Origin of the sequence: Arthrobacter sp. B3I9 (assembly GCF_030816935.1) — a bacterium.
Taxonomy (GTDB): Bacteria; Actinomycetota; Actinomycetes; order Actinomycetales; family Micrococcaceae; genus Arthrobacter.
On sequence record NZ_JAUSYO010000001.1, the window covers coordinates 2,529,807 to 2,552,998 of the forward strand.

General features: G+C 66.6%; 23 protein-coding genes and 1 pseudogene. 18 read left to right on the forward strand and 6 right to left on the reverse strand.

All coding sequences use genetic code 11. The annotated features are described in order from the left end of the window. Nucleotides 1–66 precede the first annotated feature (66 nt). From QFZ65_RS11890 to QFZ65_RS11925, 8 genes are all read left to right on the forward strand, one after another. Complete coding sequence (locus tag QFZ65_RS11890) at nt 67–1,077, forward strand: LacI family DNA-binding transcriptional regulator (protein ID WP_306910637.1); 1,011 nt, start codon at nt 67–69, stop codon at nt 1,075–1,077. A 26-nt stretch (nt 1,078–1,103) separates the two neighbouring features. Beyond that, a complete protein-coding gene (locus QFZ65_RS11895) occupies nt 1,104–1,871 on the forward strand; it encodes an SDR family NAD(P)-dependent oxidoreductase (protein ID WP_306910639.1) in 768 nt (255 codons plus the stop codon). Nucleotides 1,872–1,922: 51 nt separating this feature from the next. Next, nucleotides 1,923–2,441, forward strand: a complete 519-nt coding sequence (locus tag QFZ65_RS11900; RefSeq protein WP_306910641.1) for a YbaK/EbsC family protein — start codon at nt 1,923–1,925, stop codon at nt 2,439–2,441. 477 nt (nt 2,442–2,918) lie between these two features. Further along, nucleotides 2,919–3,656 carry a FadR/GntR family transcriptional regulator gene (locus QFZ65_RS11905; protein ID WP_373427584.1) on the forward strand — a complete coding sequence of 246 codons (738 nt, stop codon included), beginning with the start codon at nt 2,919–2,921 and terminating at the stop codon, nt 3,654–3,656. A 38-nt stretch (nt 3,657–3,694) separates the two neighbouring features. Then, entirely contained in the window at nt 3,695–4,756 is a 1,062-nt protein-coding gene (locus tag QFZ65_RS11910; protein ID WP_306910643.1) for an asparaginase, read from the forward strand. Nucleotides 4,757–4,764: 8 nt separating this feature from the next. Beyond that, a complete protein-coding gene (locus QFZ65_RS11915; RefSeq protein ID WP_306910645.1) occupies nt 4,765–6,180 on the forward strand; it encodes an aspartate ammonia-lyase in 1,416 nt (471 codons plus the stop codon). A 13-nt stretch (nt 6,181–6,193) separates the two neighbouring features. After that, nucleotides 6,194–7,741 carry an amino acid permease gene (locus QFZ65_RS11920; protein WP_306910648.1) on the forward strand — a complete coding sequence of 516 codons (1,548 nt, stop codon included), beginning with the start codon at nt 6,194–6,196 and terminating at the stop codon, nt 7,739–7,741. Nucleotides 7,742–7,984: 243 nt separating this feature from the next. Next, on the forward strand, nt 7,985–9,004 hold the full coding sequence (locus QFZ65_RS11925) for a Gfo/Idh/MocA family protein (RefSeq protein ID WP_306910650.1): 1,020 nt from the start codon (nt 7,985–7,987) through the stop codon (nt 9,002–9,004). 45 nt (nt 9,005–9,049) lie between these two features. On the opposite strand, the gene QFZ65_RS11930 is transcribed toward QFZ65_RS11925, so the two are convergent. Then, on the reverse strand, nt 9,050–9,700 hold the full coding sequence (locus QFZ65_RS11930; RefSeq protein WP_306910652.1) for a uracil-DNA glycosylase: 651 nt from the start codon (nt 9,698–9,700) through the stop codon (nt 9,050–9,052). 116 nt (nt 9,701–9,816) lie between these two features. On the opposite strand from QFZ65_RS11930, the gene QFZ65_RS11935 reads away from it, so the two are divergent. Beyond that, nucleotides 9,817–10,335 (forward strand): DUF488 family protein, encoded by a 519-nt coding sequence (locus tag QFZ65_RS11935; protein WP_306910654.1) that lies wholly within the window; start codon nt 9,817–9,819, stop codon nt 10,333–10,335. A gap of 20 nt (nt 10,336–10,355) precedes the next feature. Here the strand turns inward: QFZ65_RS11935 and QFZ65_RS11940 are convergent, their stop codons facing one another. Further along, nucleotides 10,356–11,339, reverse strand: a complete 984-nt coding sequence (locus QFZ65_RS11940) for an aldo/keto reductase (RefSeq protein ID WP_306910656.1) — start codon at nt 11,337–11,339, stop codon at nt 10,356–10,358. Nucleotides 11,340–11,440: 101 nt separating this feature from the next. On the opposite strand from QFZ65_RS11940, the gene QFZ65_RS11945 reads away from it, so the two are divergent. Beyond that, nucleotides 11,441–12,241 (forward strand): hydroxypyruvate isomerase family protein, encoded by an 801-nt coding sequence (locus tag QFZ65_RS11945; RefSeq protein ID WP_306910658.1) that lies wholly within the window; start codon nt 11,441–11,443, stop codon nt 12,239–12,241. An 86-nt stretch (nt 12,242–12,327) separates the two neighbouring features. Here the strand turns inward: QFZ65_RS11945 and QFZ65_RS11950 are convergent, their stop codons facing one another. The 4 genes and pseudogenes from QFZ65_RS11950 to QFZ65_RS11965 form a co-directional block, all read right to left on the reverse strand. Continuing rightward, complete coding sequence (locus QFZ65_RS11950; protein ID WP_306910660.1) at nt 12,328–12,609, reverse strand: hypothetical protein; 282 nt, start codon at nt 12,607–12,609, stop codon at nt 12,328–12,330. Nucleotides 12,610–12,816: 207 nt separating this feature from the next. Then, nucleotides 12,817–14,795: pseudogene (locus QFZ65_RS11955) on the reverse strand (amino acid transporter). A 113-nt stretch (nt 14,796–14,908) separates the two neighbouring features. After that, a complete protein-coding gene (locus QFZ65_RS11960; protein ID WP_306910662.1) occupies nt 14,909–15,685 on the reverse strand; it encodes an SDR family NAD(P)-dependent oxidoreductase in 777 nt (258 codons plus the stop codon). 96 nt (nt 15,686–15,781) lie between these two features. After that, nucleotides 15,782–16,606: a sugar phosphate isomerase/epimerase gene (locus tag QFZ65_RS11965; RefSeq protein ID WP_306910665.1), complete on the reverse strand. Its 825-nt coding sequence runs from the start codon at nt 16,604–16,606 to the stop codon at nt 15,782–15,784. A 196-nt stretch (nt 16,607–16,802) separates the two neighbouring features. Between QFZ65_RS11965 and QFZ65_RS11970 the strand changes: the two genes are divergently transcribed. From QFZ65_RS11970 to QFZ65_RS12005, 8 genes are all read left to right on the forward strand, one after another. Then, entirely contained in the window at nt 16,803–18,140 is a 1,338-nt protein-coding gene (locus QFZ65_RS11970; protein WP_306910667.1) for an MFS transporter, read from the forward strand. Further along, nucleotides 18,140–19,048 carry a transketolase gene (locus QFZ65_RS11975; protein WP_373427585.1) on the forward strand — a complete coding sequence of 303 codons (909 nt, stop codon included), beginning with the start codon at nt 18,140–18,142 and terminating at the stop codon, nt 19,046–19,048. The genes QFZ65_RS11970 and QFZ65_RS11975 overlap by 1 nt, the downstream gene beginning before the upstream one ends. Next, the gene (locus tag QFZ65_RS11980) at nt 19,045–20,079 is read left to right on the forward strand and encodes a transketolase family protein (protein WP_306910669.1); all 1,035 of its coding nucleotides are present in this window, start codon (nt 19,045–19,047) and stop codon (nt 20,077–20,079) included. Before QFZ65_RS11975 ends, QFZ65_RS11980 begins: the two co-directional genes overlap by 4 nt. 111 nt (nt 20,080–20,190) lie before the next feature. Beyond that, entirely contained in the window at nt 20,191–20,850 is a 660-nt protein-coding gene (locus tag QFZ65_RS11985) for a GntR family transcriptional regulator (protein WP_306910671.1), read from the forward strand. Between the two features lie 141 nt (nt 20,851–20,991). After that, complete coding sequence (locus QFZ65_RS11990) at nt 20,992–21,168, forward strand: CsbD family protein (protein ID WP_306910673.1); 177 nt, start codon at nt 20,992–20,994, stop codon at nt 21,166–21,168. A gap of 74 nt (nt 21,169–21,242) precedes the next feature. Beyond that, the gene (locus QFZ65_RS11995) at nt 21,243–21,887 is read left to right on the forward strand and encodes a hypothetical protein (RefSeq protein WP_306910675.1); all 645 of its coding nucleotides are present in this window, start codon (nt 21,243–21,245) and stop codon (nt 21,885–21,887) included. A 58-nt stretch (nt 21,888–21,945) separates the two neighbouring features. After that, nucleotides 21,946–22,266: a hypothetical protein gene (locus QFZ65_RS12000; protein WP_306910677.1), complete on the forward strand. Its 321-nt coding sequence runs from the start codon at nt 21,946–21,948 to the stop codon at nt 22,264–22,266. 215 nt (nt 22,267–22,481) lie between these two features. Further along, the gene (locus QFZ65_RS12005) at nt 22,482–23,183 is read left to right on the forward strand and encodes a GAF and ANTAR domain-containing protein (RefSeq protein ID WP_306910679.1); all 702 of its coding nucleotides are present in this window, start codon (nt 22,482–22,484) and stop codon (nt 23,181–23,183) included. Nucleotides 23,184–23,192 lie beyond the last annotated feature (9 nt).

Here is a 23,192-nt window from a genome sequence, read left to right on the forward strand (position 1 = left end):
ACCACCCCGGTAACGCGCGCAGCCCTCCGGCAGCGCGGAGACGCCAGCACTTCAGGAGCTCAGCCCATGGTTTCAGCCAGCGTCAAAGACGTCGCGGCCTTGGCCGGCGTCTCCGTCGGGACCGTCTCCAACGTCCTGAACCGGCCGGAGAAAGTTTCGGCGGACGTCATTTCCCGCGTCCAGGCGGCCATCGACGAGCTCGGCTTTGTCCGCAACGATGCCGCCCGTCAGCTCCGGGCCGGCAGAAGCCGCAGCATCGGCCTGGTGGTCCTGGACGCCGCCAACCCTTTCTTCACGGAACTGGCCCGGGGTGCGGAAGACAGGGCGGCTGCCGAGCACTTCACCGTCCTGGTCGGCAACAGCAACGAGGATGCGGGCCGGGAAGCGGCCTACCTGGATCTCTTTGAACAGCAACGCGTCCGCGGCGTGCTGCTGTCCCCCGTCGGCAACGTTGTTCCGCGGCTGGAACAGTTACGTGGGCGCGGGATCCCCACGGTCCTCGTCGACCGGCAGACTGACAACCTGAGCTTTTCCTCCGTGGCGGTGGATGACCTGGCCGGGGGCCAGCTGGCTGCCGCCCACCTGCTCTCCCTCGGCCGGCGACGCATCGCCTTCGTCGGCGGACCGTCCGGCATCCGTCAGGTTGCGGACAGGCTCGACGGCGCCCGCAAGGCGATCGCGGAAGTGCCCGGCGCGAGCCTTGAGGTCCTCGAGACTGAGTCCTTGACGGTGCTCTCGGGCCGGGCGGCAGGCGAGGCCATCCGGCTCCGGCCCGCAGCGACGCGCCCCGACGCGATTTTCGCCGCCAACGACCTGCTGGCCACGGGACTGCTCCAGGGCCTGATGCTGATGGGCGACGTACAGGTGCCGCAGCAGATCGCGCTGATCGGCTACGACGACATTGAGTTCGCCGCGGCGGCGGTGGTCCCGCTGTCTTCCATCCGGCAACCCAGCGCCCTGATTGGTTCCACCGCCCTCGAATTGCTCCTCCGGGAAGCCAGCTCCGAACCCGGCTTCGTACCCACCCAGGTTGTATTTCCTCCCGAGCTGGTGGTCCGGGCGTCCACCGCAGGCTGACAGCGCCACCGAGGAAGGGACCACCGATGGCACGCATCTTCATCACCGGCTCCGCCGACGGGCTCGGCCGGGCCGCGGCCGGCGCCCTGTTGGACGAGGGCCACGACGTCCTCCTGCACGCCCGTTCAGCGGAGCGTGCGAAGGTTCTGGCCGATCTGACACCCAGGGCCGCGGGCGTCGTCGTCGGCGATCTCAGCAGCGCGACCGGCGTCCGCGGACTCGCCCGCCAGGTCAACGACGCCGGCAGGATGGACGCCGTCATCCACAACGCCGGCGTCTATCTGGAGCCCGCACGGGCGGCGACGCCCGAAGGGCATTCCCGGACGCTCGCGGTGAACACCCTGGCACCGTACCTGCTCACCGCACTGATCAACCGCCCGGACCGGCTGATCTACCTCAGCAGCGGCATGCACCGGAGCGGCGGCGGCTCGCTGCAGGACATCGACTGGCGCCAGCGGCGCTGGAATGCGGTGCGCGCCTACTCCGAGAGCAAGCTCCATGTCGCCACTCTTGCCTTGGCGGTCGCACGCCGCTGGCCGGAGATCCAAAGCCACGCGGTGGACCCGGGATGGGTCCCCACCAAAATGGGCGGCGCCGGCGCCCCGGATGACCTGGAGATGGGACACCTCACCCAGACGTGGCTGGCCACCAGCAACGACCCGTCGGCGACCACCAGCGGCGGGTACTGGTACCACCGGAAACGCCAGGCACCCGCCCCAGAGGCCGTTGATCCGCAATTCCAGGACGCGCTCCTGGACCGGCTTGCTGAACTGACGGGCGTCGCGCTCTTCTGACCCGCCCGCCCCTGCATGGAAGAAAAAAACTTGTACGGAAGGTAGAAACTTTTGACGGACACGATCCTCCAGCCCTCGGTGGCCGACGCCTTGGGAGCCCACGGAATCAGCCATGAAGTGCTCGCATGCTCCCCCGACCTCGCGGACACCGCCGAGTTCTGCGAGCACTATGGCTTTACCCTCGACCAGGCAGCCAACACCATCCTGGTGTCATCGAAGAAGGTGGACCCTCCCCGGTATGCCGTCTGCGTCGTGCTCGGCACCACGCGACTCGATGTCAACCGCTGCGTCCGCAACCTGCTGGACGTCAAGCGCGCCTCCTTCGCGGACGCCGAAACCACCATCGCCGTGACAGGCATGCTGGTGGGTGGTGTGACGGCCGCGGGGATCGACGGACTTCCGATCTATGTGGACCGGGCTGTGATGGACACACCCCGCGTCGTCATGGGGGGCGGCAACAGGACAAGCAAGATCGTGCTCGCCCCGGCAGAGCTCCTCAAGCTGCCCGGCCTCGAAGTGGTGGAGGGCCTGGCCACCCCGGCCGCAACGGCAGGGCTGTCGCAGGACTGAGCAGTAGCGGGCACTGCCGGGGCCTCTAGGCGTGACCGTCCACCCCGCAGCGCAGGCCTGGCCCCGGCGGGCGGGCGTATCGGGACGATTCCGTGTCACGCGTGGCACCTTTTGAAGCTCCCGCGGGCGCCGGGCGGCGGGATTCCGCGGCATCGGCCCCCGGCCATGGCCGAAAGGCTGCTGCCCGTGACGCTTCGATCACGGGCAGCAGCCCGGGAGACGTTTTGCGTGAAGCGCCTAGTCCATCCCGCGGCGGTCCACCGCCAGCTTCGAGTCGCCGTCGGGCGGTGAGCCGGACGGTCAGCTGCAGCAGCCCCGGCGCAGCCGGGCTCTCGGGCCGGTGCGCCTGGGTTCCAAGCTCGTCCACCTGCTGGGCTCCCTTTGACCGCGGCGGCAACCACGACGCCGTGGGGGCACGGACCCTTCCCCAACATTTCCGCATTGACACCCGCCTGTGATCCATGCCATATTCAAAGGGTGAACCTGTCAGACAGCCGGACAGCAGGACAAGTAGCAGGCGAGCCTGCTCCCGACGCCCGCACCGCCACGCCGCCGCTGCTGCGCCTCAGCGCCGCCGAAGCCGTCTTCAACGCCCTCCGGACGGACATCGAGTCGGGCAACCTGGCCGTGGGTGCGAAGCTCAGCTCCGAAACGACGCTCGCGCAGCGGTACGGAGTGAGCCGCTCAGTGGTGCGGGAGGCCCTTCGCTCCTGCACGGCCCTGGGCCTGACGGTGACGAAAACCGGCAAGGGCACGTTCGTGGTCGCCAACCAGGTGGCCAAGGACCTTGTGCTGGGCGCCTATTCCGCCCGTGACCTCACCGAAGCGCGCCCCCACATCGAAGTGCCCGCCGCCGGGCTCGCCGCACAGCGCCGCACGCTTGAGGAGCTGGAGGGCCTCCGGGACATCGTGGCGGCGATGGCCGCCGAGGACAATCCCGAAGCCTGGGTCAGCCTGGACTCCAGCTTCCACGCGGCCATCGCTCGTGCCAGCGGCAACAAGGTCTTCGAAAGCGTCGTTGCCGACATCCGCGGTGCCCTTGCCCACCAGTCAGAAACGCTCAACATGGTGGCCGACCGCCAACTGGCCTCGGACCGCGAGCACCAGCGCATCCTGCAGGCCATCGAAGCCCATGACGCCGCCGGCGCCCGCGCCGCGATGGACGAGCACCTTGCCGCCGTCGGCGCCGCCCTCGACTCCATCCTCAGCCAGTAACCAGCCACCACCCCCACCACACATACCCCTAGGACTACATGCCCTTCCCTGCCCTGACCGAAACCGCGGCTGCCCCGCAGACCGGCACCCTGCCGCGGCACGTACCCCTCGCGGCCCAGACCCGCGGCGGCCTCGTGGAAAGCATCCACTACGGTTCCCTGATCGCCGTGTCCGGGGAAGCCGCCGGCACCCGGACGCTCCTTGCTGCCGGCGATCCGTCGGCGCCCTTCTATCCGCGCTCGGCCCTGAAACCCCTCCAGGCCGTGGCCATGGTCCGAGCCGGACTGGATCTGCCTGCCGACCTGCTGGCCCTCGCCGCCGCAAGCCATTCCGGGGCAGCTGCCCACCGCGACGGCGCCGCCCGGATCCTGCAGCTGCACGGCCTTTCGGTTGAGGCCCTGGAAAACAGCACCGACCTCCCATACGGCGCCAGCGAACGCGAAGCATGGCTCCGCGGCGGCGGGACGGCCACCCGGCTGGCCCAGAACTGCTCGGGCAAACACGCCGCCATGGCTGCCACGTGCGTCATCAACGGCTGGCCGGTGGCGGGCTACCTTGACCCCTCGCATCCGGTGCAGAGGCTGGTTGCGGAAACCGTCGTCGAGCTCACCGGTGAGGAACCGTCCACTGTCAGCACGGACGGCTGCGGCACCCCGCTCTTCGCCCTCACCCTCCGCGGCATGGCCCGCGCCTTCGGCCGCCTCGCTGCGGCGGAGCTGGACCCGGCCGCCGCTTCCGCCGGCAACGCCGAGGCGGCGGTTGCCCACGCCATGCGCAGCCACCCGGAGATGGTGGCTGGGGAAGGGCGCGACGTCACCGAACTGATGCGCCGGGTTCCGGGCCTGCTCGCCAAGGACGGCTTCGAAGGCGTGCAGCTGGTCGGGCTGCCGGACGGCCGTGCCCTCGCGGTGAAGATTTCCGACGGCGGCGACCGCGCCCGCATGCCGGTCACCATCCGCGCGCTGGAGGCGCTCGACGTCGGCACAGGTCCCCTCGCCGACCTCGCCGCCGGCACCGTGCTGGGCGGGGGCCACCCCGTGGGCCTGCTCCTTGCCGCCGACTTCCTCCACTCCACCTCCCCCGCACCCGAAACCCTTTGAGGACAGCCATGACCGACACCGGTGCCCCCGCGGCATTCCGCTCCGAACACGATCTGCTCGGGGACCGCGACGTCCCCGTGGACGCCTACTGGGGCGTGCACACCCTCCGCGCCCTGGAAAACTTCCCCATCACCGGCCAGCCGCTATCCTCCAACATGCACCTGGTCCGCGGGCTGGCCGCCGTGAAGCTGGCAGCCGCCCGGACCAACCACGAACTCGGCCTCCTGGACGGCGAGCGCGCCCAGGCCATCGAGGACGCGAGCCTGGACGTGCTCGCAGGCAAGTTTGCCGATCAGTTCGTGGTGGACGTCGTCCAGGGCGGCGCCGGAACGTCGTCGAACATGAACGCGAACGAGGTCATCGCAAACCGGGCGCTGGAAATCCTCGGCCACCCGAAGGGTGACTACGCCCGCCTGCACCCCAACGACCATGTCAACCTCAGCCAGTCCACCAATGACGTCTACCCCACGGCCGTCAAGCTCGGCACCATCTTCGCGGCCCGGGAACTGCTGGAAGCGCTGGCGGAACTGGAGGAAGCCTTCGCGGCCAAGGCCATGGAGTTCCGCACTGTCGTGAAAATGGGACGCACCCAGCTCCAGGACGCCGTTCCCATGACCCTGGGCCAGGAATTCGGCAGCTACGCGGTGACCATCGGCGAGGACCGGCTCAGGCTGGCGGAGGCGGACCTCCTGATCCACGAGATCAACCTCGGCGCCACGGCCATCGGCACCGGGCTGAACGCACCGGCGGGCTACGCCGAGGCCGCGTGCCGGCACCTGGGCCAAGTCACCGGCCTGCCGCTGGTCACCGCCGTCGACCTGATCGAAGCCACACAGGACGTCGGGGCGTTCGTGCACCTCTCCGGCGTGCTCAAGCGCGTGGCGGTCAAGCTTTCCAAGATCTGCAATGACCTCCGGCTGCTGTCCTCCGGGCCGCGTGCAGGTTTCGGCGAAATCAACCTGCCTGCCGTGCAGTCCGGGTCCTCCATCATGCCCGGCAAGATCAACCCGGTCATTCCGGAAGTGGTCAGCCAGGTGGCCTACGAAGTCATCGGCAACGACGTCACCATCACCATGGCGGCCGAGGCCGGGCAGCTCCAGCTCAACGCTTTCGAACCGATCATTGTCCACAGCCTCCACAAGAGCATCAGCCACCTCGAAGCCGCCTGCCGGACCCTTACCGCGCGCTGCGTCCGGGGCATCACCGCCAACACCGACCACCTCCGCGCCACCGTGGAACAGTCGATTGGCCTCGTCACGGCATTGAACCCCCACCTCGGCTACGCCACCGCAACCGCCATCGCCCAGGAAGCCCTTGCCACCGGCAAGGGCGTTGCCGAACTGGTCCTGGAACACGGCCTGCTCACGGCGGAGCAACTTCAAGAACTGCTCAGCCCTGAGCGCCTTGCCAACCTGAGCAAATAGACAAAGGACTGAAATGAACCAGCCCCAACCGGCCAGCACTCAGGCCATCACCGACCACACCATTCCGGCGCATGCCCACGCCTCTGAAACCACCCTCCACGTCGAGGATGAGGGCTACCACAAGGGCCTCAAACCCCGCCAGGTCCAGATGATCGCCATCGGCGGCGCGATCGGCACCGGCCTCTTCATGGGCGCCGGCGGCCGGCTGGCGTCGGCCGGACCCGCGCTGGTCCTCAGCTACGCCGTCTGCGGGTTCTTTGCGTTCATGATCCTGCGCGCGCTCGGCGAACTCGTCATGCACCGCCCGTCCTCAGGCTCGTTCGTCTCCTACGCCCGCGAGTTCTTCGGCGAGAAGGCAGCCTTCGTCACCGGCTGGCTGTACTGGCTGAACTGGGCCATGACGGCGATCGTGGACATCACCGCCGTCGCGCTCTATATGAACTTCTTCAAGAAGTACTGGGCGCCCATCGCGGACGTGCCGCAGTGGACCTGGGCGCTCGCGGCCCTCATCCTCGTGCTGGGCCTGAACCTGATCTCCGTCAAGGTGTTCGGCGAGCTTGAGTTCTGGTTCGCCCTGATCAAGGTGGTGGCACTGCTGACGTTCCTGGCGGTAGGCATCTACTTTGTTATCTTCGGCACCCCCGTCGCAGGACAGGAAGTCGGCTTCAGCCTCATCGCGGACAACGGCGGCCTGTTCCCCAACGGCCTGTTGCCGGCGATCGTTGTGATGCAGGGCGTGGTGTTCGCCTACGCCTCCATCGAGCTGATCGGCACCGCGGCCGGCGAAACCGAAAACCCCGAGAAGATCATGCCGAAGGCCATCAACACGGTGATCGTCCGTATCGCCGTCTTCTACGTCGGATCCCTTGTCCTGCTCTCCCTGCTCCTGCCGTACACCTCCTACAAGGCCGGCGAAAGTCCCTTCGTGACCTTCTTCGGCTCCATCGGGGTCGAGGGCGTGGACGCGATCATGAACCTGGTGGTGCTCACCGCGGCGCTGTCCTCGCTCAACGCCGGGCTCTACTCCACCGGCCGGATCATGCGTTCGATGTCGGTCACCGGCTCGGCGCCCAAATTCGCGGCGCGCATGAATAAGGCCGGCGTGCCCTACGGCGGCATCGCGCTGACCGCGGCCGTGGCGGTCCTCGGCGTGGTGCTCAATGCGCTGGTCCCGGCCGAGGCCTTCGAAATCGTCCTGAACGTTGCGTCCCTGGGCATCATCAGCACTTGGGGAATGATCGTCCTGTGCCAGATGCAGCTCCAGCGGCTCGCCAACCGCGGCGAACTGCTGCGTCCCAGCTTCCGGATGCCCGGCTCGCCCGTCACCGGCTGGCTCACGCTCGCGTTCCTGCTCGCCGTCCTGGTGCTGATGGCCTTCGACACGCCCGTGGGGACGTGGACCATAGCCTCGCTGGTGGTCATCATCCCGCTGCTGATGCTCGGCTGGCGCCTCTGCCGCCACCGGATCCTCGAACTGGCGGCAGTGCGCGAGGGCTTCACCGGCCCGTACCCGCTGGTGGCCAACCGGCCGGTCCGTGGCGCCGGTAGCAAGGAGAGCTAGCGCCTCCCAGAGGCTCGTCCGTCATGGCGTTCGACGGCGGAGCGGCAGGGTCCGGTTCTTCCGGACCCTGCCGTTTTCTTTGGGGCCGCCGAGCCGCTCCTCTGTGCCTGCCCGCTACGCCTCGACGATGGACCCGATCAGTGGATCTGCGCCTAAGATACGAACACTGCTGTGAAGCAGCGAAATGCTCCACGCGACCCGCAACGCCGTCGTGACCGCCTGTCCGAAGGGAACCCCCAACACATGCCGCAGACTACGAACGATTCCGGCGAGAACGCCCAGACTGTCCGGTGGGGAATCCTCGGCACGGGATTCATCGCCGGCCTGCAGACCTCCGACTTGGTCGCGAACGGGTGCAGCGTACAGGCGGTGGGCTCCAGGTCCGCGGAAGCAGCCGCACGGTTCGCCGCCGAATTCGGAATTGACTCTGCCCATGGGAGCTACGAGGACCTGGTGGGTGACCCCGAGGTGGACGCCGTGTACATCTCGACGCCGCACCCCTTCCACTACGAGAACGCGTTGCTGGCCCTCAACGCGGGCAAGCACGTGCTCGTCGAAAAGCCCTTCGCCATGAACGCGCGGCAGGCCAGGGAGATCGTGGACCTCGCCGAGTCCAAGGGCCTCGTGGCCCTGGAAGCGATGTGGACCCGGTACCTGCCGCACATGGTGCGGATCCGTGAACTGGTCAGGTCCGGCGCGCTGGGTGACGTCAGGACCGTGATCGCGGACCACAACCAGAACCTGCCAAAGGATCCGCTGCACCGCCTCAACAACCCGGAGCTGGGCGGCGGAGCGCTCCTCGACCTGGGGATCTACCCCGTATCGTTCGCCTTCGACGTCCTCGGCGCCCCCGTGGATGTCCGGGCGCTCGCCAGCACGACCTCCACGGGTGTCGACCGGCAGACCGCGATGATCTTCGGATACGGGGACGGGCAGCAGGCCCTGCTGCACTGCGCACTGGACACCGCCGGCCCCAACCGCGCCGCCGTCATCGGCACCGAGGGAAGCATCGAGATCGACTCGGTCTGGTACTCGCCGACGCCCTTCACCCGCTATGACGCCAACGGCACCGTCGTCGAACGTTTCGAGGAGCCCGTCACCGGCCGCGGAATGCAGTACCAGGCGTGGGAGCTGGAGCGGCTGGTCCGTGCCGGCGCCACGGCAAACGACATCCTGTCGGCGAGGGAGACCGTACAGGTGATGGAGACGATGGATGAGGTGCGCCGCCAGATCGGGCTCAGCTACGCGGCTGACCGAACCTAGGCGTGCACCGGGCCCTTTCGCGGGAACGGGCGGGCAAGCGGCGGGCTACGGCCGCATCCCCGCTGAGAGAAGCTCCTGGAGGCCCCGCTTGAACCCGGCCCGGCCGCCATGGGCGGGATGCCTGATCTTCGGCATGTCGAGACCGCTCCGCAGCAGGCTGCGGTGCGCCACGTTTCCGACGGCCACCACGCTTTCGATAGGAAACAGTTCAGTCAGCGACTTCCAGAACGGAGTGCCGAGTGCTGCCTCGGCGGCTGTCGGCGTGCGGTTGGACAGCGGCCGTCCGGGCATATGGGTATGCCACGGGCAGGCGCTCCACAGCACGGGCAGAAAGTCCAGTTCCGCCAGTACCTGCCACATCACCGTGGCTGTCGGCTCGGCTGCGACGCCAGCAGCCTCCGGCGGCAGCACGTAGCCCCTTCCCGGCCCGAACAGACCCAGGCTGTTCGCGGGACCCTCGAACATGGTGCGGTTGGTGAAGGGGACGCCGGTGATGCGCATGCCCCGGAAGCCGGGGGCCTCCCCTACGAGCAGCACCTTCGGGGAGCGCTCCAGCATTTCCTCAAGGTAGGCCGCAAGGTTCCGGCGGCGCTGGGCATTCGCCGGGACGGCGTCATCGAAGAAGTTGTTGCACGCGGGCCCTGTCACGACGGCCGCGAGGCGGTCGACGAAGCCCTCGATGGCTGAAGAAGTCATACCCGGCCCGTCCCCTCTGCTGATCGTAGGGCAACCAGAATAACCGGGCGGCTTCACTGCCGTCCCCGCTGCGTGAACTGCGCATCCCCGCCGCCTAGCATTTGAGGATGGCGGACATGACCATCTTCACGGTAGGACACTCCACCCATCCCATTGATGAATTTATCGGCATCTTGAAGGCCCACCGCATCAAGAAGCTGATCGACGTTCGGACAGTCCCGAAGTCGCGGCACAACCCGCAGTTCAACAGCGACGCCCTGGCGGCGAGCGTGCGCGCCAGCGGAATCACCTACCGGCGGATGCCATCGCTCGGCGGCCTGCGGCACGCCCGGAAGGACAGCCCCAATGCGGCGTGGCGGAACGCCTCTTTCCGGGGCTACGCGGATTACATGCAGACCGACGAATTTTCAGCCGCCATCGGCCAGCTCCTGGAACGGGGACGGACGAACAACGCCGCCATCATGTGCGCCGAAGCTGTCCCCTGGCGCTGCCACCGGTCGCTGATCGGTGACGCGCTCCTGGTGCGGGGCGTCCAGGTGCTGGACATACTGACGGAGAAGGCCGCCAAGCCGCACACTCTGACCCCCTTCGCCCGCGTGGAAGGAGAGCGCGTGCGGTATCCGGCAGACGGTTAGCAGCTGCCCAGCCACGGAACCTACCAGCGGGGGTGGATAGTCCCGCGGAAGTAGCGGTCGTAGATTTCCCGGACACCGACGTCGAACGTGGCATCGATTCCGCCGGCCCCGGCCGCCGCCGCGTTGGACCGCACCTGGTCCACGTTGCGGGCTCCGGGGATCACGGTGCTGACGCCGTCCTGAGCGGTGATCCAGGCGATGGCGGCCTGGGCAGTAGTGACGCCGTCGGGCACCAGTTCCTCAAACTCCGCCACGGCCCTCAGCCCCTGTTCGTAATCCACGCCGGAGAACGTTTCTCCGACGTCGAACGCGGAACCTGCCCGGTTGAAGTTCCGGTGGTCATTCTCCGGGAAGGACGTCTCCTTGGAATACCTGCCCGAGAGCAGCCCCGAAGCCAGCGGCACCCGGGCGATGATGCCAACCCCCGCGGCCTCGGCCGCCGGCAACACCTCGTCCAGCGGCTTGAGCCGGAAGGCGTTGAGGATGATCTGTACCGTGGCGATGCCGGGGTGGCGGATGGCCTCCAGGGCTTCATCGGTGCGCTCCACGCTGACACCGTAGTTACGGATGGATCCCTCCGCCACCAGCGTGTCAAGGGCATCGTAGACCTCGGCGCTGCTGTAGACCGCGGTGGGCGGGCAGTGCAGCTGGACCAGGTCCAGGCGGTCGGTCTGCAGATTGCGCCGGGAGCGGTCCACCCACTGGCGGAAGTTGGCGAGGTTGTAATTGGCGGGGTCCTGCTCCAGCCGGCGGCCCATCTTGGTAGCCACCGTGATGTCGAGCCCCGGATTGTCCGCAAGGAAGGCACCGATGGCCTGTTCGCTGCGGCCGTCCCCGTACACGTCGGCGGTGTCGAAGAAGGTCACGCCTGCTTCCGCCGCCGCGGCCAGCACGGCCTGCGCCTGCGCGGGCTCCACGGCACCCCAGTCGGCGCCGAGCTGCCACGTGCCGAGGCCCACAACGGAGACGTTGCGTCCGGTCTTACCCAATCTGCGCTTTTCCATCGTCCGACTATACAAAAGTGCGGGCCGTCACAGTGCCAGTCCTACGATGTGGAATGGTTGGAGAGCCGCTAGTTTCCGGCTCAACACCGAAGGAACCTCCAATGACGTATTCCGTGAACTGCTCGATCCTGCTGACGGAGCTGCCCCTCCTCGAGCGGCCCGCCGCGGCAAAAGCGGCAGGCTTCGACGCCGTCGAATTCTGGTGGCCGTTCGAGGCTTCCGTTCCCGGCGACGCCGCCGTCACCGATTTCGAGCGGGCCGTCACCGACGCGGGCGTCCAGCTGACAGGCCTCAATTTCAACGCCGGCAATATGCCGGCCGGGGACCGCGGCCTGGTGTCCTGGATGGGCCGCTCGGCCGAGTTCAAGGACAACATCGACGTCGTTGTGGGCATCGGCGGACACCTCGGCTGCAGGGCCTTCAATGCCCTTTACGGCAACCGCCAGGAAGGGCACACCCCGGAGGCCCAGGACGAGCTGGCGGTGGAGAACCTCGCCGCGGCAGCCGCAGGGGTCGCCCGCATCGGCGGCACCGTCCTGCTTGAACCGGTGAGCGGGGCGCCCCGCTACCCCCTGCTGACCGCTGATGACGCACTCCGGACCATCTCCCGGGTGCGGCAGGAAACCGGCGCGGAGAACATCAGGTTCCTGGCGGACTTCTACCATCTGTCGGTCAACGGTGAGGATGTGGCCGCCGTCATCGACAGTCACGCCAAAGACTTCGGCCACATCCAGATCGCCGACAGCCCCGGCCGCGGCGCTCCCGGCACCGGTGGGCTACCGCTTGGCCAATGGATCGCCCGCAGCCGCCAGCTCGGCTACGAGGGCTACATCGGCCTGGAGTACAAGCAACCCGCGGAGAGCGCGTTCGCCTGGGCTGCGTCGGAGCGTCTCCCCGGCTAGCGGCCGCTTTCCAATGGGGGCACTTCGACACGGACACGCCGGCCGCCGTCGTGATTTACGACGGCGGCCCCTCCCCATAGTGCCCCTCAAACGAGAACGGGGCGCCGCGCCAGGATGTAATCCACGGCCGCGGGTCCGGTCATGCGCAGCCCGAGACGGATGGAGCCTTGTGTGCTGCGCCCGGAACCGCGGATTCCCAGGTCCTGCATGGCCATCCAGAATGCCTTGGACGGCGCAGGCACCATGCGCTGGAGGAAGCACCAGCTGATGTACACGCCGTACAGCTCGTCGTCCGCAAGCCCCTCGTCGAGGTTGGGATCGGTCCGCACGCACGTCGTAAGGAATCGGGCGTAGTCCGTAGCTGTCATGTCGTTGATCCTTTTGCTGGCCGGCCTTGATAAAGCGCCGGGACGCGGTTCATCGCCGGTGCACAGCAATTCGGAGCGGATGCGCCTACGGATGGGTCCCTGCACAAAAAGTTCCGGACACGAAAAGTCCTGGCCACAAAAAACGGCACCCGGTCCCCGGCGGGACCGGTTGCCGCCGGAAGAGCGGGCCCGGGGCAGGCGGCGTGCTCAGCCGACGTGGACCCAGGGGCGTTTGGTGACGTCCGGCTCGGCTTCGCGCAGCACTTCGCGGGTGACAGGTGCGATCTCGCCCTCGCCCAGGAACAGGAAACGCACCAGGTTCGACACGGGATTTCCTTCGGTCCAGCGGAAGTAGATGTGCGGCATCAGGCCGGTCACGTCCCGGATGTGTAGCAGGACCGAGGCTATGGTGTTCGGGACACTGGGGCCATGGACTTCGAGCACACGGAAGCCGTGGCGCAGGATTCCCCGGACTTCGAGGGCGGTCTCGAAGTCCGAGGAATCGTCGACGACCACTTCAAGGAACAGCGCTTGGTAGTCCACGGGCAGGTGGCTGACCTGGATTGCGGAGGTGAGCTTACGGGCGTAGTCCTCGGCTTCCAGGCGCAGGGGTTCGTGGGCGATCAGGGCAATCGGCCCCTCCAGGTCCGAGGACATGAACTCCAAGGCCCCCCGGTCCAGGTGGACGTGGGTGGCATGGAGTTCAAACGATCGGCGGATCCGGGACAGCAGGGAGATCACGATGATGCCAAGAACGAACACCGACGCGATCCGGATTCCTTCAGGGCGCTCGACGATGTTCGCCGCGGTGGTGTAGATGAACACCACCGCAATCGTTGCGAAGCCTACTGTCTGCCGGCGCTGTCGCCGGTGGCGGGCGGACAGCGTGACCGCAACGGCCGCTGAGGTCATCAGGACCAGGACGCCGGTGGCGTACGCGCCTCCCTGGGCGTCGACGTCGGCGTCGAAGAGGAAGGTGATCAGGAATCCAACTGCCGTGAATACGAGCACCAGCGGCCGGACCGCCCGGGCCCAGCCGGGAGCCATGCCGTAACGGGGGGAAGGTAGCGCGGCACGAGGTTCAGCAGGCCCGCCATCGCGGATGCTCCGGCAAACCACAGGATGGCGATGGTGCTGATGTCATAGACCGTTCCAAAGGTGTTCCCGAGATATTCGTGAGCCAGAAATGCAAGGGCGCGGCCGTTCGCTGCGCCGCCGGGCTCGAACTCCCGTGCCGGGATCAGGACCACCGTGGTGAAGCTGGTCGTCACCAGAAAGGAACTCATGATGACGGCGGCGGCGGTCAACAGCCTCCGCGCTCCCTTGATCCGTCCGGCTGGCTGCTCGTCGGTGTCGTCAGGCCCGCCCTTGATCTGCGGCATGACGGCCACCCCGGTCTCGAAGCCGGACAGGCCCAGCGCCAGCTTGGGGAAGACGAGCAGAGCGATGCCGACGGCGGCGAACGGGCTTCCGTGCGAGGTGGTCAGGGTTAGCCACCAGTCTCTTACCGCCGTCGGATGGTCGAAGGCTTCAACGGCGGTCGTGGCAACCACAATCACATTCAGGCCCAGGTAGACCGCCACAAGGACAACGGCTACACCGATCGCTTCCTTGAAACCCCGAAGGAATACCGCGGCCAGCAACGCCAGCAGGACCAGCGTGACAAGGACGTTCAAACCCTGCAGCCAGCCGGGAGCCAACGGGTTCTGGATGGCATGCGCCGAGGCGTCCGCGGCGGACAGCGTTATGGTGATCATGAAGTCCGTCGCGGCGAACCCCAACAACACCAGAACTAGGACCTTGCCGCCCCATCGCGGCAGCAGGCGCTCGAACATGGCGATCGACCCTTCGCCGCGTGGACTCTCTCCTGCCACACGCCGGTACACGGGCAGGGCGCCGGAGAGCGTGACGGCCACCAGCACCAGGGTCGCAAGCGGAGAGATCGCGCCCGCTGCCAGGGCCGCGATGGCCGGCTGGTACCCCAGGGTGGAGAAGTAGTCCACGCCCGTCAGGCACATCACCTGCCACCACGAATGCTGTTTCTGGTGGGAACCGCGCACACCGCCGGGGCCCTGATGGGACCCTTTCGCGTCCTGCAGGCCGAACAGAAGCCAGCGCCTGAATTTCTCCCGGGTGGTCGGTCCGGGGGCCGTGGGATCGAACGGAGGTCTGCTCAGCGTCGTCATGTCTGCCTTGATGCGCAGGCCGGGGGCCCGCTTTCACTGCCGACGGTAACAGCGGCCGGTTCCTTCGCTTCCGGAACCGGCCGGATCCAAACAAATCCTTAATGCAGAGGCCCCTAGTGGATGTGGCTTCCGCCGTTGATGTCGATGGTAGTTCCGGTGAGGTAGCCGGATTCCTCCGAGGACAGGAAGGTGATGACGGCCGCGATTTCCTCGGTGGTGGCGTTGCGGCCCAAGGGGATGCCGGCGTTGATCGCCGCTTCCTGCTCCTCCGTGCTGCCGACACGGATGTTGGTGTCCACCGCACCGGGGGTGATGGCGTTGACGGTGACGCCGGTGCTGCCGAGCTCCCGGGCCAGGGCCTTGGTGAATCCAAGGATGGCAGCCTTGGCGGCCGAGTACGGGACCTTGCCGAAGACGCCGCCGCCGCGCTGCGCGGAGACCGAGGACATGTTCACAATCCTCCCCCAGCCGCTGGCGATCATGTCGGGCAGGAAGGCCTTCGTCACGAGGTACGTGCCGGTGGCGTTCACTGCCATGACCTTGTTCCAGAGTTCCAAGGTGGTCTCCAGGAACGGCACCGGCGAGGTGATGCCCGCGATGTTGGCCACTGCACCCACAGCCGGCAGGTTGCCGGCGCTGATCTCCGCTGCCACGGCGCGGTAGGCGGCGTTGACGGAATCCTCATTTGCGACATCGATCTCGTGGCCGAACGCGGGCACGTTGAACTCGTTGCCGATCTCCGTTGCCACCTTGGCGGACTTCTCACCGTCGAGGTCCAGGATGACAACTGCCCAGCCCTGGTTGGCGTAGCGGCGGGCGGTCGTGATGCCGATTCCCCGGTCCGAGGTGGCTCCGGTCAGGACGGCTGTGCGCTGGATGGTGTTGCTCATGATGCTCCTTGGAATTCTTGGGGTTCTTAGTGGAATCGATTGCTCCATAACGGCCGTTTTGAGGGTTCATAACGGCCGTTATGGAGCACTCGATGGTCAGATGAGGTCGGAGATGAAGCTGGCTGCTTTGGCCGCCGCCGCGGGACGTTCCTCGTGCTCGATGTCCCTGGTTTCGAGCTCCAGTGAGAAGTGGCCGGCGTAGCCCTGTTCCGCGAGGGCCCGCAGCCCGGCGGCAAAGTCCACGCGGCCGTTGCCGATGCTGAGGTTGATGTTCCCCGGCACCGCGTCACGCAGGTGGACGTGGGATATCCGCCCTTCGTGGCGCTCGAGGTAGTGGAGCGGCTCCTCGCCCGCCGCCACGATGTGACTGAAGTCCATCACGATGCCGACACCGGTTCCCGCCAGGCGCTGGGCCAGCTGTCCGGCACGCTCGAGATTCCAGCAGAAGCGGAGGAAGTGCAGGGATTCGGTCCAGAGCTCGACGCCGAACTCTGCCGCGCGCTGCCCGGCGCGGGTCAGCTCCGCGGCGATCGTGTCCAGGTCCTCCTCGAGGCCCCGTACGGGTTCGTGGTTCAGGGCCCCGCAGGGAAGTACCAGCGCACGGGCGCCGGTGTTGGCCGTGAGGGTAAGCAGCGCATCAAGGTGCCGCCCGCGGGCGGCCCGGCCCTCGGCGTCGAGCACGGCGTTAAGGTCCCCGATGTCCCCGTTGACCGAGCGGACCGTAAGCCGGGACGCGGCAACTTCCGCAGTGACGGCGGCGACTGCTTCCGGGCTCAGGTCATAGGGGACGTGGTCGCAGACTCCGGGGAGCGCGCCGAGGTCAATCTCCTCGAATCCCAGGTCCGCGATGGTCCGCAGGGCTGCGGGCAGGTCCTGGTGGCGGAAGCTGATGGATGAGCAGCCGAGTCGGGGATTGAACATCGTCATTGATCCTCTTGGTCTTGCCGGAAGGGCGTGGTGATGGAAACCACACTACAAACGTCGAGTGTCAACAGTCAACCCTCAAGGTCGACTGTTGACAGTGACGTATGGCACGGGTCACACTGAGGTATCGGTTCGTTAACAGTCGACAGTGACGGTGTTCAGGCACCGGCCACTCTTCGAAAGGGATACACCAATGAGCAAAGATGCTCTCAGCATGCGGGGTCCGGTCCACGGCACCAAGGACGCGCGACGGGTCGCCATCGGCTCCGGCGTCGGTGCGGTCATCGAGACCTATGACTTCATCGGCTTCGGCACCGCGGCCGCCTTGTATTTCGGCACGGCATTTTTCCCCGGCACCGATCCGGTCACCGGGACCCTCGCGTCGTTCGCCACGCTCGGCGTCGGCTTCGCCGCACGCCCCCTGGGCGGCATCATCGGCGGGCACCTTGGTGACAAGGTGGGCCGCAAGCCGGTGCTGGTCGCCTCCCTGATCCTGATGGGTCTGGCCACCTTCGCAATCGGCCTGCTGCCGACCTACGCCATGGTCGGCCTGCTGGCTCCGGCACTGCTGGTGTTCGTCCGCATCGTCCAGGGCCTTGCCTTCGGCGCCGAATGGGGCGGTGCCATCCTGATGAGCTACGAACACGCGCCCTGGAAAGCCAAGGGCAAGTACACCGGCATTGTCCAGGCCGGCTTCCCGGTCGGCCTGCTGCTGGCCAACCTGGTCTTCCTGTTCAGCGTCCAGCTTGGCAGCGAACTGGCGTGGCGCATCCCGTTCCTCGCCAGCATTGTGCTCGTCATCGTCGGGCTGATCATCCGCTCCAAGGTCCCCGAGTCCCCGGTCTTTGATGAGGTGAAGGAATCGGGCGCCATCGTCAAGGCGCCCATCGTCGAGGTCATCAAGACCGACTGGCGCAACATCGTGAAGGGCATCGGCCTCCGCATCGCCGAAACAGCCGGCTATGCCGTGTCCATCACCTACATGATCTCCTACCTGAACAGCCAGCACCTCGCAGACAAAACCCAGACGCTGGTGGCCCTCTGCATCGCTTCGGCCATCGGCATCTTCGCCACGCAGTCCTGGGCAGCACTCACGGACAAGATCGGCCGCCGGCCCCTCTACATCTGGTCCTGCGCCTTCGCGGCACTCTTTGCGATTCCCATGTTCCTGCTGGTCAACACCGGAATGTTCGTCTTCATCATCGCCACCATCGTCATCTCCTACGCCGTCTGCCAGAACTCCCTCGCCGGTGCCCAGGGTTCCTGGTTCCCCGAACTGTTCCAGGCCAAGACCCGCGCCTCCGGCGCCTCCCTGGCCTACCAGATCTCCGCCATGGTCTCCGGTTTCACCCCGTTCATCACCACGCTGCTGTTCGTGAGCTTCGGGTGGATAGGGCCGGCCCTGCTGTTCGGCACCTACGCCCTGATCGGACTCTGGGCTGCCCTGACCACCCGGGAGACCTGGGGCAAGCGGGAGCGCGAGCTCGCCGACGAGGCCACGAAGAACACCCCGCAGACAGTGACCGCCTGATGACCACCACAGAAGAAGCCCAGATGACCACCTCACAGGAAACAATGACTACCTCCACCACAGAACGCGTTGAGCGTGTGTCGGCTGCGGCGTACCGGATCCGGCATCATGCCCTGAACATGGGCGAAGTGCAGGGCCAGGGCTACGTGGGCCAGGCGCTGGGTGCGGCGGACATGCTCGCCGCGGTGTACGCGGACCAGCTCCGGTTCCGTCCCGAGGACCCGCACTGGGAGGCCCGGGACCGGTTCCTGCTCTCCACCGGGCACTATGCGATCGGGCACTACGCAGCCCTTGCCGAGGCCGGGATCGTTCCGGTCGAGGAACTCGAAACCTACGGCTCGGACGATTCCCGGCTGCCGATGTCCGGGATGTCCAGCTACACCCCGGGCATGGAGATCTCCGGCGGTTCCCTCGGGCACGGGCTCTCCGTCGCGGTCGGCATGGCCCTGGGCCTGCGGCACCAGGGCTCCGGGGCGAGGATCTACAACTTCCTCTCCGACGGCGAACTCGACGAGGGCTCCACCTGGGAAGCCGCGATGGGCGCGCACCACCACCAGCTGGGCAACCTCACCGCGATGGTGGACATCAACGCCTTGCAGGCCGACGGGAAAACCGACACGGTGCTGCGCACCGAGCCCGTGACCGAGAAGTGGGAGGCCTTCGGCTGGTACACCCAGCGCGTGGACGGCAACGACGTCGGCGCGCTGCTGACGGCGTTCGACAACGCCGCGGCCCAGGCCGCCGCCACGGGACGGCCCTCCGTGATCCTCTGCGACACGAAAGTCGGCCGCGGCGTCCCGCTGCTGGAGGACCGCGAAAAGGCGCACTTCATGCGCATCGAAGAGAACGAATGGCAGACCTGCCGCGAGCAGCTCACCGCAGGCTACGAAGGAAAGGCATCAGCATGAGCGCCACCACCGAGGCTCCCGACACCACCACCGCCACCGCAGCCGCCAGTACGAAGCCGAAGCTGAAGACCTCGGCGATGATCGCCTCCTTCGCGGACCCCGGCCAGAAAACCACCTCGGCCCCGTTCGGGCACGCTCTGGTCAAAGCCGCGCACGAAAACGACAAAATCGTCGGCCTCACCGCGGACCTCGGTAAGTACACCGACATGCACATCTTCGCCCAGGCCTTCCCGGAACGGTTCTTCCAGATGGGCATGGCCGAACAGCTGCTCTTCGGCGCCGCGGCCGGCCTCGCCGAAACCGGGCTGGTGCCCTTCGCGTCGACCTACTCGGTCTTCGCGGCCCGCCGGGCCTACGACTTCCTGTGCCTGGACGCCGCCGAACCGAACCTGAACGTCAACATCGTCGGCGGCCTGCCGGGCCTGACCACCGGCTACGGGCCCAGCCACCAGGCCACCGAGGACATGGCGATCTTCCGCGGCATGCCCAACCTGACCATCGTGGACCCCTGCGACTCGATCGACATCGAACAAGCCGTCCCGCAGCTCGCCGCCAGCGACGGACCGACCTACCTGCGGCTGCTCCGCGGCAACGTCCCCACCGTGCTGGACGAATACGACTACACCTTCGAACTCGGCAAAGCCAAGGTTCTGCGGGGCGGGAACGACGTCGTCTTCATCTCCTCCGGGCTGATGACCATGCGCGCGCTCCAGGCCGCAAAGGCCCTCGCCGCGCACAACGTGGACGTCGCCGTCGTCCACACCCCCACCATCAAACCCTTCGACGCCGCCACCGTCCTGGCCGAAATCAACACCGACCGGCTCGCCGTCACCCTCGAAAACCACTCCGTCGTGGGCGGGCTCTTCGAAACCGTCGCCTCCGCCGTCGTCACCGCAGGCGTGGGCAAACGCGTCGTCCCGGTCGCCCTCCCCGACGAATTCCTCGACGCCGGTGCCCTCCCCACCCTGCACGAAAAATACGGCCTCTCCGTCCAACGCATTGTCGCGAAGGTCCTCGCCGAACTCCGCTAGACCGGGCGTGCCGCGCGGCGCGGGGCCGGCACCTGCCGGTCCCGCGCTGCCGGACGTAAGATCAACACGTACGACTGTAGACAGTCAACTACTGACATTGAGGACACGATGATGGCCGGAGTACCCGCAACCCTGCTGGGATTGCAAAAGAAGAGCCTCCGTGAGCAGGCCCTGTCCGCCCTGCGTACGGCCATCACCAGCGGCGAGCTGGAACCAGGCAAGCACCTGGTGGAAACGGAACTTTCGGACATGCTGCAGATCAGCCGCGGAACTCTCCGCGAAGCCCTGCGCCAGTTGGAGCAGGAAGGCCTGCTCTCCTCGGGGCCGCGTGGCCGGCTCTCCGTCCGCCACTTGGACGCCAAGGAAATCCGCGACATCTTCGCCGTTCGTGCCGCCCTCGAATCGTTGGCCGCGCGTACCCTGGCCGAACTCCCGGACCGCAAGCAGGTGATCGAGTCGCTCCACCAGGCCATTGACGTGATGGAGGCGGCCCACGATGCATCCCTGGAGGAGCAGATCGAGTCGGACATGGAATTCCACCGCAGCCTTTGCCGGCTGACCGGCAACGAAACGTTACTGCACTCCTGGAACTCACTCGAAGGCTCCATCCGGATGTCCATCATGTTCGCCGGCCGGGATAAAGGCGTCAAAAACATGAGCGTAAACCGCCACCGGGACATCGTGGGAGCCATCGAAACGGGCGACGCATCGCTGGTCCGCAAGACCATCCACGAACATATGGACGAGGCAGCCAGCAACCTGGTGGCGTAGGCTCCGCCCCAACACGTTGGCGGTTTCCTTATCGGAACGAGATTCGACGGCAGCCGCGCAATCAGGCCCTTCTGTCCCTACAATTAATTGTCGGCCTCCATGGCACCACGCCGCGGAGGCGGCCAAGGAAGGAGAACGGCCATGAGCTTTGGTGACAAGATCCACAATGCGGCTGAGAGATTCCACGGCAGGACCAAGCAAGCCGCCGGCGAAGCCACCGGCAACGAGCGCCTGAGGGCTGAAGGCAAGAGCCGGCAGGTCAAAGCCGACCTGAAGCAGGCCGGCGAAAAAATCAAGGACGCTTTCAAGAGGCACTGACGTAACGTAAGGCGCCAGAGCCGGAGGCGTGATCCGTTTGGACCACGCCTCCACTCCTGCACAAAGGGGTTTCCATGCTTGCGCTTCCGCGGATCACGTTGGAGGTCCCTGTACTCAGCATCGGCTCGGGGCCCTCGGACTACGAGGAACTGGGCACCCGCGTCGAGGGGTTGCGCCGGCGGCAGGGCCTGCACATGACCCTCCTGCATATCGGGATCCTGGATGACCTCTCCCGGGACGTGGAGGACTGGACCAAGGGCATCACCGGCGCGGCCGCAGCGACCAGCACGATCGTTGCGTGGCTGGAGGCCCTGCCGGTGTTGGAGGCCTTCACGGGACCTGCTGAAAAGCTGATCGTGCTGGGCGGCGGACATGTCCTCGGGCTCGAAGTGCAGGTCCCCGGTCACGTTTACGACTTCCAGGTACTGCTGGTGCGCGCGCTCCATGAACTGCTTGACGAGCTGCTGGTGGACAATCCCGACGACTTCATCCTGAGCTCACGCGCGCTCGGCTTCCGATACCCCCGATGGATACCGCACGTTGCCGTTGGCCGTCCCAAGAACCGGACCGGTCAGCCGCAGGCCATTCAACCCTTGACCCTCGCGTTCGGCAGCTCACGGATCCGGAACCGACGGTTCCTTCCGGCTGGCCGATCGCCCGTGGCCGACGCCGGTCAGCAGCCGGGCTTCGACCTATCCAGCCGTTCGCCTCACGACTAGAATAAGAGCAGCCCCGGACCCTGGCTTCGCACTCATGCAGCGATTCCAGGAGCAGCAGATGTCCCGCGATCATCCCGTAGACGCCTATGGACGTGTACCGCCAGCTGCCCGGCAGAAGCGCTGCCTCTGGGTACCGCAGCCGCTCCCGGAAGGCGCCATTGATTCTGACTGGCAGATTGCACCGGCGATGTTGCTCGAAGCCTCAATCAAGGACCAGGCCAGCGACATTATCGAAGCCGTCCTGGCGGACACAGATCCCGGCCTGGCGGACATCCAGCGGCGCCTGCGGCGACATGTCGCCAATCATCCGGGCTCTCCAAGCAAAGCTCTGTTGGCGCATTTGCTTGAGACGCGCCGGCGATCCAGCCCCGGGTCGTAAAGGGCCACGCCGGTGCGGCGGCCTGGCTCCGGCCCGGAGGAGGGGGTACTAGGACTGCGAAAAGACGCGGACAGGTTTATCCTTAGCCGTAGCCGCCGGTTGCTCCGGTTCGTTGCGTGCCCGTTTGCTGCGGGAGGATGTCGGGGATCTAAAGCTCATCATGAACGTAGTACACGCCGTCCGCCCGCCTGCCCCTAGTCAGCATGGAGTGGCTAATGGTTGACCCCGGTACATCAGAAACGAGTGGCCTGGACAGCGCGGACTTATGCGCCCCGTTTCTTGAGCAGCTGCCGGTCGCCGGGGTGGCCGTAACGATGTTCGGCGGCACCTCAGCAGAGACTCTCGTCTCCGCCAGCGACGAACTGGCGGCCCGCCTTGATGAGCTTCAGTTTGACCTCGGTGAAGGTCCCCGATGGGAGGCGCTCCGGACACGGCTCCCGGTCCTCATCCCAGACGTGCATTCGCATCCGTATTCGTGGCCGTTTTTCAATAAGGCTCTTCTGGACACGAACGTTGCTGCGATTTTCGTCTTTCCGCTGACCCTGGGCGCGCTGGACTTGGGAGCAGTGGAGCTGCACCACACGAAACCGGGCAGTCTGAGCTACAAGGACCACGTGATCGCAGCTGCTCTCGCCGGTCGCACCGCATGGCACCTGCTGCGGTGGATTCTCTCGGCAAAGTCGCCCGACACGGACCCGGCAGAGAACAACGAGCTGATGTCGAGACGGGAAATACACCAAGCCACCGGGATGGTGCTGGCCCAAGCGGGAACCAACGCCGGGGAAGCCTTGCTGCTGTTGCGCGCCCATGCGTTTGCCAATGGAATACCGTTGCGCGAAGCTGCTGAAGAGGTGTTGAGGGGTCACCTGAGTTTTGCTCCGGGAAATGAAGGACGCGGCAACGCTGCACTGCAGTAAACTTGCCGC